The 13,109-nt window shown below is 58.5% G+C and carries 10 protein-coding genes and 1 tRNA gene; 9 read left to right on the forward strand and 2 right to left on the reverse strand.

Annotation, left to right across the window (positions count from 1 at the left end; genetic code table 11):
* Nucleotides 1-156 precede the first annotated feature (156 nt).
* The 6 genes from tig (at nt 157) to AX768_RS06635 (ending at nt 7,153) form a co-directional block, all read left to right on the forward strand.
* Nucleotides 157-1,509, forward strand: coding sequence for a trigger factor (gene tig, locus AX768_RS06610; protein WP_061999293.1), 1,353 nt, complete (start codon nt 157-159; stop codon nt 1,507-1,509).
* 178 nt (nt 1,510-1,687) lie between these two features.
* Nucleotides 1,688-2,341, forward strand: coding sequence for an ATP-dependent Clp endopeptidase proteolytic subunit ClpP (gene clpP, locus AX768_RS06615; protein WP_056353750.1), 654 nt, complete (start codon nt 1,688-1,690; stop codon nt 2,339-2,341).
* A 257-nt stretch (nt 2,342-2,598) separates the two neighbouring features.
* Nucleotides 2,599-3,870, forward strand: a complete 1,272-nt coding sequence (gene clpX, locus AX768_RS06620; RefSeq protein WP_056353183.1) for an ATP-dependent Clp protease ATP-binding subunit ClpX — start codon at nt 2,599-2,601, stop codon at nt 3,868-3,870.
* Between the two features lie 205 nt (nt 3,871-4,075).
* On the forward strand, nt 4,076-6,499 hold the full coding sequence (lon, locus tag AX768_RS06625; protein WP_062000830.1) for an endopeptidase La: 2,424 nt from the start codon (nt 4,076-4,078) through the stop codon (nt 6,497-6,499).
* A gap of 225 nt (nt 6,500-6,724) precedes the next feature.
* A complete protein-coding gene (locus AX768_RS06630; protein WP_056353185.1) occupies nt 6,725-6,997 on the forward strand; it encodes an HU family DNA-binding protein in 273 nt (90 codons plus the stop codon).
* An 80-nt stretch (nt 6,998-7,077) separates the two neighbouring features.
* Nucleotides 7,078-7,153: transfer RNA gene (locus AX768_RS06635), tRNA-Val, on the forward strand.
* Nucleotides 7,154-7,342: 189 nt separating this feature from the next.
* Here AX768_RS06635 and AX768_RS06640 read toward each other — a convergent pair.
* Entirely contained in the window at nt 7,343-8,410 is a 1,068-nt protein-coding gene (locus tag AX768_RS06640) for a GlxA family transcriptional regulator (RefSeq protein WP_061999294.1), read from the reverse strand.
* A gap of 209 nt (nt 8,411-8,619) precedes the next feature.
* Here AX768_RS06640 and AX768_RS06645 point away from each other — a divergent pair, with 209 nt between their 5' ends.
* Genes AX768_RS06645 through AX768_RS06655 form a run of 3 tightly spaced genes read left to right on the forward strand, consistent with a single transcriptional unit; the run spans nt 8,620 to nt 12,043 of the window.
* On the forward strand, nt 8,620-9,765 hold the full coding sequence (locus tag AX768_RS06645) for a branched-chain amino acid ABC transporter substrate-binding protein (RefSeq protein ID WP_061999295.1): 1,146 nt from the start codon (nt 8,620-8,622) through the stop codon (nt 9,763-9,765).
* A 5-nt stretch (nt 9,766-9,770) separates the two neighbouring features.
* Entirely contained in the window at nt 9,771-11,027 is a 1,257-nt protein-coding gene (locus tag AX768_RS06650; protein WP_062000831.1) for a D-amino acid dehydrogenase, read from the forward strand.
* Nucleotides 11,024-12,043 carry an asparaginase gene (locus AX768_RS06655; RefSeq protein WP_061999296.1) on the forward strand — a complete coding sequence of 340 codons (1,020 nt, stop codon included), beginning with the start codon at nt 11,024-11,026 and terminating at the stop codon, nt 12,041-12,043. Before AX768_RS06650 ends, AX768_RS06655 begins: the two co-directional genes overlap by 4 nt.
* 61 nt (nt 12,044-12,104) lie before the next feature.
* Here the strand turns inward: AX768_RS06655 and AX768_RS06660 are convergent, their stop codons facing one another.
* The gene (locus AX768_RS06660) at nt 12,105-13,106 is read right to left on the reverse strand and encodes a LysR family transcriptional regulator (RefSeq protein ID WP_082778763.1); all 1,002 of its coding nucleotides are present in this window, start codon (nt 13,104-13,106) and stop codon (nt 12,105-12,107) included.
* Nucleotides 13,107-13,109 lie beyond the last annotated feature (3 nt).

The following is a 13,109-nucleotide window of genomic DNA, read 5'->3' on the forward strand; positions in this document are numbered from 1 at the left end:
GTCCGGCTTGCTGAACGCTTCTGCGAGCCGCTGGCATTTCAGGAGCCGCATTCAGGAACCGCGAGACGCCGAGCGCCTTACGCGGCGCGAGATCGAACAAGAATTGACCCGATACACGAACCCGAATACTCGATTTACTCTAGGACGATAGAAGCCATGGCTAACGTTGTTGAAAACCTCGGCAAGCTCGAACGCCGTGTGACGATCTCCCTGCCGAAAGATACGGTGCAAAAGGAAGTGGACTCGCGTATTCGTCAGTTGGCGAAGAACGTGCGCATGCCAGGGTTCCGCCCGGGCAAGGTGCCGCTCAAGATGGTCACGCAGCAGTACCAGGGCCAGGTCGAAGCCGAAGTGCTGAGCGACAAGGTCGGCAAGGAATTCTTCGACGTCACGCGCACGGAAAACCTGCGCGTTGCAGGCCAGCCGAGCTTCGCACCGAAGGTGGCTGAAGGCGAGGTCGCTCAAGACTATGCGTTCGACGCCACGTTCGAGGTGTACCCGGAAGTGAAGGTCGGCGACGTCGCGACGGCCGAAATCGAGCGTACGGTGACGACCATCTCGGAAGCCGAGATCGACCGCACGCTTGAAATCCTGCGCAAGCAGCGCGTTCACTTCCACGCTCGCGGCGAAGGTGGCGAGCACGGTGACGGCGGTGCGGACACGGCGGCCAAGGACGGCGATCGAGTGACCATGGACTTCGTCGGCAAGCTGGACGGCGTGCTGTTCGAAGGCGGCAGCGCCGAAGATTTCACCTTCGTGCTGGGCGAAGGCCGCATGTTGCCGGAATTCGAAACCGCGGCGCTCGGCCTGAAGGTAGGCGAGTCGAAGGAATTCGACCTGAAGTTCCCGGACGATTATCACGGCAAGGACGTGGCCGGCAAGACGGCTCAGTTCACGATCACCATGAAGAAGATCGAATGGCCGCATCTGCCGGAAATCGACGCTGACTTTGCCAAGTCGCTCGGCGTGGAAGATGGCGACATCACCAAGATGCGCGGCGAGATCAAGGACAACCTGGAGCGCGAAGCCAAGCGCCGCACGCAGCAAATCGTGAAAAATCAGGTCATGGACGCGCTGCTGAAGATCTCCGAACTCGACGTGCCGAAGGCGTTGGTCGAGCAGGATCAGGAACGTCTGGTGGAAATGGCGCGTCAGGATCTGCAACAGCGCGGCGTGCCGAACGCAGCCGACGCGCCGATCCCCGCAGAAATGTTCGTGGAACAGGCTGAACGCCGCGTCAAGCTGGGCCTGGTTCTGGCCGAACTGGTCAAGGCAAACGACCTGCAGGCAAAGCCGGAACAGATCCGTGCTGAAGTCGACGAATTCGCGAAAAGCTACGAGGACCCGAAGGAAGTCGTCCGCTGGTATTATTCGAACCAGCAGCGCCTCGCCGAGATGGAAGCGTACGTCGTGGAAAGCAACGTCGTCGAATTCGTGCTCGGCAAGGCACGAGTGAAGGACAAGGAAGTAAGCTTCGAAGAGTTGGCCAGCGCGACGGCGCAAGCGTAAGCAGCGTCGGAAAGGCGTGCAGGGCCGTCGGGGTGACGGGCCGGCACGCCTTTTTTGCGTTTGTGCAGGATCGACGTTTTCGGCGCCGGGTTTGCAAGTCATTGCAAGTCACCGTGTTTGGCCTTATCCAAGGATGTTGCTTGTCGTTCAGTATCCCTATTCCGAACAAGGAAATTGCATGACCTATCGCGCTCAATTACTGGACTCGCTCGCGTCAAACGCGCCGCATGATTTCGAAACCAAGGCGCTGGGTCTGGTGCCGATGGTTGTCGAAACTAGCGGCCGCGGCGAACGTGCCTATGACATCTACTCGCGCCTGCTGAAAGAACGTGTCGTGTTCCTGGTCGGGGAAGTGAACGACCAGACGGCCAACCTGGTTGTCGCGCAGTTGCTGTTCCTCGAAAGCGAAAATCCTGACAAGGACATCAGCCTGTACATCAACAGCCCGGGCGGTTCGGTATCGGCTGGCATGGCGATCTACGACACCATGCAGTTCGTGAAGCCCGACGTCGCCACGCTGTGCATGGGCCTCGCCGCAAGCATGGGCGCTTTCCTGTTGGCAGCAGGCGCCAAGGGCAAGCGCGTGGCGCTCCCGAATGCACGCGTGATGATTCACCAGCCGCTGGGCGGCGCGCGTGGGCAGGCATCGGATATCGAAATTCAGGCGCGGGAAATCCTGTACCTGAAGGAACGTCTGAATCAGTTGCTGTCGCACCATACCGGCCAGCCGGTGGAGCGTCTCGCGCGCGACACCGACCGCGACAATTTCATGTCGGGCGATGACGCGCAGGCTTACGGTCTTGTCGACCAGGTTCTTCACAAGCGTCCCTGAGTTGTAACGCGCCGGACTCGGGAATGACCGGTCCAGCCGACTGTTTCATTAAGTAGGCGTTGCGGATCAGTGCTGTGCAGCGGTCTGATTCGCAGCGGCAACGCAGCAAGGAAGCCCGGCACACCATGCTGGAGCCGACGCGCGAAATGGCGTTAAAGCACACGCCACACACGCTTTCACCTGGTGCACGTGCCGTTTCTGCGCGGGTGAATTGAGCGGCGTATTATGTAATCGAGTGTCCGGAGGCTCACACATCCATGGCGGACAAGAAAGGTTCGAACAGCGAAAAGCTGTTGTATTGCTCGTTCTGCGGCAAGAGCCAGCACGAGGTCAAGAAGCTGATTGCCGGTCCTTCCGTATTCATCTGCGATGAATGCATCGACTTGTGCAACGAAATCATTCGCGACGAGGCAGCGGGCGCGGCGGAAGAGGCCGGCCTGACGAAATCAGATTTGCCGAGTCCGCAGGAAATCAGCGAAATCCTGAACCAGTACGTGATCGGTCAGGACCGCGCGAAGCGCATTCTTGCTGTGGCGGTTTATAACCACTACAAGCGTCTCAAGCATCTCGAGAAGAAAGACGATATCGAGTTGTCAAAGAGCAACATTCTGCTGATCGGACCCACGGGTTCGGGCAAGACGCTGCTCGCGCAAACGCTCGCGCGCATGCTGAACGTTCCGTTCGTTATCGCAGACGCAACCACGCTCACGGAAGCGGGTTATGTCGGCGAGGACGTCGAGAACATTATTCAGAAGCTGCTGCAGAACTGTAACTACGAAGTCGACAAGGCCCAGCGCGGGATTGTCTACATCGACGAAATCGACAAGATCAGCCGCAAGTCGGATAACCCGTCCATCACGCGCGACGTGTCGGGCGAAGGCGTCCAGCAAGCGCTGCTGAAGCTTGTTGAAGGCACGATGGCTTCAGTGCCGCCACAGGGCGGGCGCAAGCACCCGAACCAGGACTTCATCCAGGTCGACACCACCAACATCCTGTTTATTTGCGGCGGCGCGTTCGATGGCCTGGAAAAGGTCATTATCGACCGCACGGAAAAGACAGGCATCGGGTTTGGTGCTAGCGTAAAGAGCAAGGTTGATCGCGACGCGGGCGAAGTGCTGCGCGAAGTGGAACCGGAAGATCTGATCAAGTTCGGTTTGATTCCTGAGCTGATCGGCCGTTTGCCGGTGGTCGCCACGCTCGGCAAGCTGGACGAAGATGCGCTGATCAAGATCTTGACCGAGCCGAAGAACGCGCTGGTGAAGCAGTATCACAAGCTGTTCAACATGGAACGGGTGGATCTGGAGATTCGTCCCGCCGCGTTGCAGGCGATTGCGCTCAAGGCAATCCGCCGCAAGACGGGCGCGCGTGGTTTGCGCTCCATTCTGGAACAGGCGTTGCTGGATGTGATGTACGAGTTGCCGACCATGAAGGGCGTAAGCAAGGTTATCGTGGACGACAACACAATCGACGGCGACGGCAAGCCGCTGTTGATTTATGAAGATACACCGAAGGTAGCAGGTTCTAACTAAAGTTGGGCTGTGTGTCGGCGAAAAGCCGTTCATGGCAACGTGAACGGCTTTTTGTTTATTTTTCGGATATCTTGTGGACGTTACTGACACGTTACTGAGGCGAATTTTTTCGATTCACTGATCTTTTCCCACACGCTTAAGGCTTGCAATCCATTTTGACGGCCTTATTTACGACTGAACTGATTCCACTACTGGGGAAATGAAAATGTCAGGAACCCAACTCCTCCCGCAGGAACGCATTACGCTCCCGCTGCTCCCGCTGCGTGACGTAGTCGTTTTCCCGCACATGGTGATTCCGCTCTTTGTCGGACGACCCAAATCGATCAAGGCCCTCGAAGCTGCGATGGAAGGCGGCAAGCACATCATGCTTGTTGCACAGAAAACCGCCGCCAAAGACGAGCCGACCGAAAAAGACATGTACGAAGTGGGATGTATCGCAAACATCCTGCAAATGCTGAAGCTTCCCGACGGTACCGTTAAGGTGCTCGTGGAAGGTTTGCAGCGCGCGAAGACGCTCACGATCGAAGAACAGGAAACGCAATTTTCCTGCGACGTGATGCCGCTCGAACCCGACCATGCCGACAGCGCGGAAACCGAAGCGTTGCGCCGCGCGATCGTGTCGCAGTTCGATCAGTACGTGAAGCTCAACAAGAAGATCCCTCCCGAGATCCTGACGTCACTGTCGGGTATTGATGAAGCGGGTCGTCTGGCCGATACCATCGCGGCGCATCTGCCGTTGAAGCTCGACCAGAAGCAGCACATTCTTGAGATGCTCCCGGTCGTCGAGCGCCTCGAACATCTGCTTGCGCAGCTCGAAGCCGAAATCGACATCCTTCAGGTCGAAAAGCGTATCCGTGGTCGCGTAAAGCGTCAGATGGAGAAGAGCCAGCGCGAGTACTACCTGAACGAACAGGTCAAGGCGATCCAGAAGGAGCTCGGCGAAGGCGAGGAAGGTGCAGATCTCGAGGAGCTCGAGAAACGCATCACCAACGCACGCATGCCGAAGGAAGCCAAGAAGAAGGCCGACGCCGAGCTGAAGAAGCTCAAGCTGATGTCGCCGATGTCGGCTGAAGCGACCGTCGTGCGCAATTACATCGATACGTTGATTGGTTTGCCGTGGCGCAAGAAGAGCAAGGTCAACAATGACCTCTCGAATGCGGAACGCGTACTCGATGAAGATCACTTTGGCCTGGAGAAGGTCAAGGAACGGATCCTCGAGTACCTTGCGGTCCAACAGCGTGTAGAGAAGGTCAAGGCGCCTATCCTGTGTCTCGTCGGGCCTCCGGGCGTTGGCAAGACCTCGCTGGGTCAGTCGATCGCTCGTGCAACGAACCGCAAGTTCGTGCGTATGGCGCTCGGCGGCGTGCACGACGAGTCCGAGATTCGCGGTCACCGTCGCACGTACATTGGTTCGATGCCCGGCAAGATCCTGCAAAGCCTTGCGAAAGTCGGCGTACGCAATCCGCTTTTCCTGCTCGACGAAGTCGACAAGATGGGCATGGATTTCCGCGGCGACCCGGCTTCCGCTTTGCTCGAAGTGCTCGATCCGGAACAGAACCATACGTTTGCCGATCACTACATTGAAGTGGACTTCGACTTGTCGGACGTGATGTTCGTGGCGACGTCGAACTCGCTGAACATCCCGCCGCCGTTGCTCGACCGGATGGAAGTGATTCGCCTCTCGGGTTACACCGAGGACGAGAAGGTCAACATCGCGCAGAAGTACCTGTTGCCGAAGCAAACGCGCAACAACGGCCTGAAGCCGGGCGAGATGGATCTCACGGAAGAAGCAATCCGCGACATCATTCGTTACTACACGCGTGAAGCCGGCGTTCGTTCGCTCGAACGCGAAATGTCGAAGATCTGCCGCAAGGTCGTGAAGATGCTTCTGCTGAAGAAGGCAGATGGCGCGGTCAAGGTCGACGGCAGCAATCTCGATACGTTCCTCGGCGTGCGCAAGACCGACTTTGGTCTGGCCGCGAAGGAGAACCAGGTCGGTCAGGTAACGGGTCTCGCGTGGACGGAAGTGGGCGGCGATTTGCTGACCATTGAAGCTGCAGTCATGCCGGGTAAGGGCAATATCATCCGCACGGGTTCGCTTGGCGACGTGATGAAGGAATCGGTCGAGGCTGCACGTTCGGTGGTGCGTTCGCGTTCGCGTCGTCTGGGTGTATCGGATGAAGCGTTCGAGAAGAAGGACATCCACATCCACGTGCCTGAAGGCGCGACTCCGAAGGATGGTCCGTCCGCCGGTATTGCGATGACGACGGCGCTCGTGTCCGTGCTCACCGGCATTCCCGTTCGCGCTGATGTGGCGATGACCGGCGAAATCACGTTGCGTGGCGAAGTGTTGCCTATCGGTGGATTGAAGGAGAAGTTGCTCGCGGCGCATCGCGGTGGCATCAAGCTCGTGCTGATCCCCGAGGAAAACACGAAGGATCTCGCCGAGATTCCGGACAACGTGAAGAACGCGATCGAAATCGTTCCGGTTCGCTGGATCGACAAGGTGCTCGAGCTTGCGCTCGAACGTGTCCCCGCGGCATTGCCGGAGGAAGAAGCGAAGCCTGCAACGCCGGCCGTGGCCGACAAGAAGGACGCGCCGGCAACGGGTGACTTCGTCAAGCATTGAGGTTGGTTGCCGGTTGAGAAAGTCGAAACCCGCGGGTGCCCCCCGCGGGTTTTTTGTTGCGCGTCCGAGATGAAGAAGTGTCGGCGGGATCAGGCTCAATCCCGGTTGACACGCGTGTTTCGGCTACTTCTAATGACCGCCGCATATATGGCTCACGGCCTGTGCTCAAAGCAGTGAATCGCTCTTTTGCATCGCCCAATCACAAACCATTTTCGGGGGATCACAATGAACAAGACGGAATTGATCGACCATATCGCGCAGCAGGCGGATATATCGAAGGCAGCAGCCGGACGGGCGCTCGAAGCGGTGATCGGCGGCGTGAAGACTACGCTGGAAAAGGGCGGTTCGGTGACGCTTGTGGGCTTCGGAACGTTCGCGGTCGGCAAGCGCACGGCACGCACGGGCCGCAATCCCCGAACGGGCGACGCGATCAAGATCAAGGCCGCAAAGGTTCCTAAATTTCGGGCTGGCAAAGCACTAAAAGATGCGCTAAACTAGCGGACTCGCTGGGTACGGAACGGTTTAAACCAGTTTAAACCCGGCAGAAACCCACGCGGTATTGCGAAGTTTGCGAAGCGGGGTGCTTAGCTCAGTTGGTAGAGCGGCGCCCTTACAAGGCGTAGGTCGGGAGTTCGAGCCTCTCAGCACCCACCACCGTTTTGCAAGACGTCCAAGGCAGCCTGAAGAAGTGCAGAGAAGTATCTAGAACCCGCATGGCGACAAGCTCTGCGGGTTTTTTATTGGCTGGAAATCGGCTCGGGACGTCCGCCGTGGTGCCGCCAGTTCTTAAGTTTGATAGTTGTTGATATCCTGGCTCAATAGACGCATCGCTGCGTGTTTGCCTCAGGACAAACGCGCTTCCAGAGAAGCCTTCAGCTTGCCCGGTGTCACGCCATAAATCTCTTTAAAGCCGCGAATAAAATGCGCGGAGTCAGCGAAGCCACATTCGTAAGCGATTACCGTGATGCGCTTCGTCGTGTTGAGCAGCAGCCAGCGCGCGTAGCGCAGTCGCATCGTCCGATAAAACTCCTTCGGCGACATCCCTGTTTCTGTCAGGAAGTTGCGCTCGAGTTGCCTGACGCTAGTCCCGGCCATCTTCGCGATCACCGTGATATTGAGCGGCGCCTCCAGGTTTTCTTCCATCAGCACGATCGCGTGCCGCACCAGCAAATCACCTACCGCCAGATAGCCTAACGCCTTGCGGCGTTCCACGAACGACGTGCCGCCCAGACGGCTGACCGTCATTTGATGGATCACCTTGGAGGCCCTGTCCGGGCCGCAATGCAGGCTGATCAGACGCGTTGCCAGTTCAAGGACAGAGACCCCGCCGGCGCATGTGATGCGGTTGCCATCGATCAAATAGTCTGAATTGGCGACGACCGGCATGTTCGGGAACATCGTTTTGTAGTCTTCAAGATGGAACGCATGGACGCACGCCACGCGGCCTTGCATCAGGCCGGCGTGCGCCAGTACAAAACTGCCGGTACACATGCCGATCAACGGCACGCCGCTGGCATCCGCCTCGCGCAAATAGTCCCAGTAGCGCCGGTCGACCTGTTCGAGTTTAGGCAGCAGCCCGCCGATCACGACGAGGTAATCGAATTGACGCGGCGACCCGTCTACCGCCTGGACGGGCACGGCCACGCCGCAACTCGCTTCCACGGTTGTAGCGGACGTGCCGAGCAGCGTCCATGTGCATCGTAAAGGCCTGCTCTGGTCACCAAGGTCCGCAGCATGGCGCAATGCGTCGCAGAAACCGGCTAGTGAGAGCAACGGGAAGCTGGGCCAAAGTAAAAAACCGATATTCAGTTCGGCGCCCGCCCGGGAAGGATGGGTGTCGCGCTTCAAACAGGCGCGGTCGAGCCGGTCGACAAGTTCCCGGCCATCGGACGGTGTTCTCTCTGTAACCATGACCTTCCCTCAAGCCGCTGATGAACCCAAGTATAAGAGCCGGCGAACGAGTCCGACCGGCGTGTCGCGTTTCTTCTATTTTCTTGCGGTTTGGTGCAATGCCGGCGATTTTATCGATCCTAAAGTCGGTCCTGTCGAACGTGCCCGTTGATTCCAGCCGAGCACCGCGGCGATACCTTCAAAGCCATGCAATAAAACAGGAGAGTCTCATGTCGACCAGAAATCCCGGCAGTCTGTTTGCCCGAATTGGAGCAAGCCTGATCGTGCTCGGCTCTGCCAGCGCGTTTGCAGATGAAGTTGTCAAAATTGGACATGCGGCGCCGTTGACCGGCGCGAATGCCGAATGGGGCAAGGACACCGAAAACGGCGCCCGTCTCGCGGTAGAGGAGATCAATGCAAAGGGACTTGTGATCGGCGGCCAGAAAGTGACGCTCGAACTGGATGCACAGGACGACGCGTCTGACCCGCGCCAGGGAACGCAGATCGCGCAGAAGCTCGTCGATGACAAGGTTGTCGCCGTTGTCGGGCATATGAATTCGGGAACCACGATTCCGGCTTCGAAAATTTATAGCGATGCGGGTATCGTCGAGATATCTCCTTCGGCTACGAATCCGATCTACACACAGCAAGGATTCAAGACCGCTTACAGGGTAGTTGCAACCGATGCACAGCAGGGCCCGGCACTGGCCGATTACGCGAAGAAAACGCTCGGGGCGAAGTCAGTCGCGATCGTGGACGACGCAACCGCTTACGGTCAGGGGCTTGCCAACGAGTTCGAAAAGCAGGCGAAGGTGCTGGGTCTGACGGTCCTCTCGCACGACGCGACCAACGACAAGGCGGTCGACTTCCGTTCGATCCTCACCAAGGTCAAGGGCGAACATCCGGACATCATCATGTATGGCGGAATGGACGCCACGGGAGGCCCGTTCGCGAAACAGGCGCGCCAGCTTGCGATCGGCGCCCGCGTGCTGGGTGGCGACGGCTTGTGCGCCGATTCGCTCGCGAAACTCGCAGGCGAAGCTGCCGATAACGTCGTGTGCTCGATCGCCGGCATGCCGCTCGAAAAAATGCCGGATGGTCCCGCTTTCGAGCAGCGCTATGAAGCCCGGTTTCATCAGCATGTTCAACTCAACGCGCCGTTCGCCTACGACGCGGTGTATATCATCGTCGATGCAATGAAGCGCGCCCGCTCGGTCAAAGCCGCGGACATTCTTGCGTCGATGCCGGGTGCGGACTTCGTAGGCGTGCTGGGACGCACACAGTTCGACGCACATGGCGATCTGAAGCAGGGCGCCATCTCCTTGTATGACTACAAAGGCGGCAAGCAGACGCTCCTCACCGTAGTGAAAATGTGAGCATCATGGAAATCACTGTTCTGGGCGCCGGCGTGATCGGCTTGACAACCGCTTATTACCTGAATGCGTCGGGTCATCACGTGACAGTTGTCGACCGCCGTTCGCAAGTCGGCCTGGAAACGAGCTATGCAAACGGCGCGCAACTTTCGTACAGCTACGTTGCGCCGCTCGCCGGTCCGGGTGTCCTGTCGAAGATTCCTGGCTGGCTGATGCGCCACGACTCGCCAATGCGTTTTCGTCCGTCTGCGGACCCTGCCTTATGGCGCTGGTGTTTCCAGTTCTTGAGGGCGTGCACGCGTCAGAGAAGTTTGCAATCGACGCGGCACTTGCTTGCACTGTCTTTTCTCAGCCGTTCGCTGATGCACAAGCTGGTGGACAACGAACCATTGCTTGATTTCGACTATGCCCGTTCCGGCAAGCTGGTCATGCATCGGGATGCGAAAGCGTTCGGGTCGGCGCTGGGTTTGCTGGAGTTCCAGCGCACGCTCGGCTGCGAGCAGCTGCCGCTCGACCGGGAAGCATGCGTTCGCATTGAGCCCGCGCTGGAATCCATTCGTCACGAGATCGCCGGCGGCATCTACACCGCCAGCGAAGACACGGCGGATTGCTATCGATTCTGTTTGAGCCTCGAAAAGTTGCTGCGCGGGCGCGGCGTGGTCTTCGAATTTTCAGCCGATGTCAGCGCGTTGAAGCACGCGCCGGGCGGACGTGTCGAAGCGTGGGCCGGGGCACGCAGATTGCCCGGTGAACAGATCGTCGTTGCGTTGGGTTGCGGCAGTACGAAGTTGTTGAGGCCGGCTGGTATCGATGTGCCGGTGTACCCGTTGAAAGGATATAGCCTGACGGTTCCAATCAGGTCCGGCGGTATTGCACCCCGTATCAGCGTGACGGATTTCGCCCGCAAGGTCGTGTACGCGAGGCTGGATGGGCGCATGCGCGTGGCGGGAATGGCTGATTTAGCGGGTTATTCAAATGCGCTTAACCGTCGTCGGCTTGATACGTTACGCCTTGAGTCGGAGGCGGTCTTCCCGCGGGCTGGTGACTATGCCGCCGCCGATGAATGGGCCGGATCAAGACCCGCTACGCCAGGTGGAATGCCTATCGTTGGCTCGACGCCGATCAAGAATCTGTGGCTCAACGTCGGGCAGGGCGCGCTCGGTTTCACACTCGCGACGGGGTGCGCGCAGTTACTGGACGATCTGATCGCGCAACGCCCCACGGCCTTCGATTGCTCGATGTTCAACCTGAGCGCACACCCATGACGCGCGATACCGCAGCGGCTGCGCGACAGAAAGCGAGGATCGTACTGATTGGCACGGGCGGAACGATCGCAGGTCGAGGCGCCTCGCCGGTCAACACCTCGGCATATGATTGTTCGGTGCTGTCTATCGACGACATCCTAGCTGATCTGCCAGTCGCGGATTCGCTAGCCGACATCACGACTGAACAGCTATTTCAGGTTGGTTCCGAGAATTTCGGCAACGTGCAACTGCTGCAGTTGGGAAAGCGCATTGCGTCGCTCCTGGAACGTGACGACATTGACGGCATCGTGGTCACGCATGGCACCGACACTATCGATGAAACGGCTTATTTCCTCCATCTGACGCTCAAGAGCCCAAAGCCGGTTGTCGTGGTCGGTGCCATGCGTCCGCCGTCCGCCCTAAGCTCGGACGGACCGCTCAACCTGTACAACGCGATAGTCGTGGCTGCGAGCCGGCTTGCACACGGCAAAGGCACGTTGGTCGTCTCGAACGACGAGATCCACACAGCGCGCGACGTCGTCAAGACGAATACCTTCAAGCAGGACGCGTTCAAGTCGCCTTACGGACCCTTGGGATTTGTCGTCGAAGGCAAGCCGGTCTTTTACCGGCTGCCGGCACGTCCCCATACGGTGGACAGCGAATGGTCGATCAACGAGATCGAAGCGCTGTCCCATGTCGGCGTCGTCTACGCGCATGGCGGCATGAACGACGCGATAGTACGCGCCATACTCGACTCAGGCGTAAAGGCGGTCATCTATGCTGCAACAGGGAACGGCAATGTGGCGGTTTCGATCGTCGCTTCTCTGGTCGAGGCGAGAAAGCGCGGCATCCACGTGGTTCGCGGTTCGCGCACGGGAGGAGGCGTAGTCATTCGTAATGCCGCCCAGCCCGATGACCTATACGACTGGCTGGTAACTGACGATCAGCCTGCGCACAAGGCCCGGATCCTGATGATGCTTGCGCTCACCCGAGAGCATTGCACACGAAAGCTGCAGGACGTTTTCTGGCGTTATTGATGTGGGTCTGAGCATATCCGTACTATCGAATTTTTACGTTCGAAGTCCTGAATACAAGCGGTCAACTGCGCAGTTTGGTCGTGGGCGCTTTGGCACCTTTCCTACGCGGCGAGCCCGCAATCCCATAGGAGCCCGCGAACTGCAACTCCCGCGTCGTGTCGATCACAAAAGAACGAAGCCACGCATTTTGCTCATCGTCGTTCTGCGCTGCCTTCCAGATCATGAATACGCGAAAGGCCGGCACGGTGATGGGCACCGGACTCACCGTCAAGCGCGCAATGCGCGCGTAAGCATGAGCCGCAAAGGTCGGCAGCGTGGCAATGGCATCGCTATAAACAAGCGTTGCGAGCATGCCTGAGAAATGAGTAAACGACGCCGAGACCCTGCGCGCGATACCCTCGTTTTCCAGCAGATCGTCAACGAAGCCACGGCGGCCGTCGAACGACACGCGCACGTGGTGATGCAAAAGATATTCGTCGCGGGTGATCGGGCTTTTCAGATTCAACCGCACGCCATCGTAGAGACACGAGTACGACGACGAAAACAGGATCTGCGACGAATAACGCGAGCTGAACGCTTTCGGCTCTGAGCAAAGCACAAGGTCCACGTCGCGCTCGTCGAATACTGACTTCCATAGCGAGCTGTTGGTCTGGTGGAACGCGAAACCAACCGATAGCCCGCGCGACTGCGCCTCGTTGACCAGCATCGGCGACACGCAACTCTCGATGTCGTCCGACATTGCAATGTTGAACACGCGGCGAGAGGTTTCGGCGGCGAATTGCCTGCGCCCGTCGATCAACGTGGAGACCGCGCCGAGCGCCTCGCTCACCTTCGGTGCGAGTTCGAGTGCACGGCGTGTCGGCGTCATACCACCGGCGCCCCTGACGAACAGGTCATCGCCGAACTGTTCCCGTAGCCGCTTCAATGACGAACTGACCGCACCCTGCGTCAAGCTCAGGATCTCCGCGGTACGCGTCACGCTGCGCTCGTTCATGAGGCACTGGAACACAACCAGCAGGTTCAGATCCATCCGGCTGATATTAGCTACATTAATGATGGTCATTTT

The organism is Burkholderia sp. PAMC 28687 (assembly GCF_001577465.1).
In the GTDB taxonomy this organism is placed as follows: Bacteria; Pseudomonadota; Gammaproteobacteria; order Burkholderiales; family Burkholderiaceae; genus Caballeronia.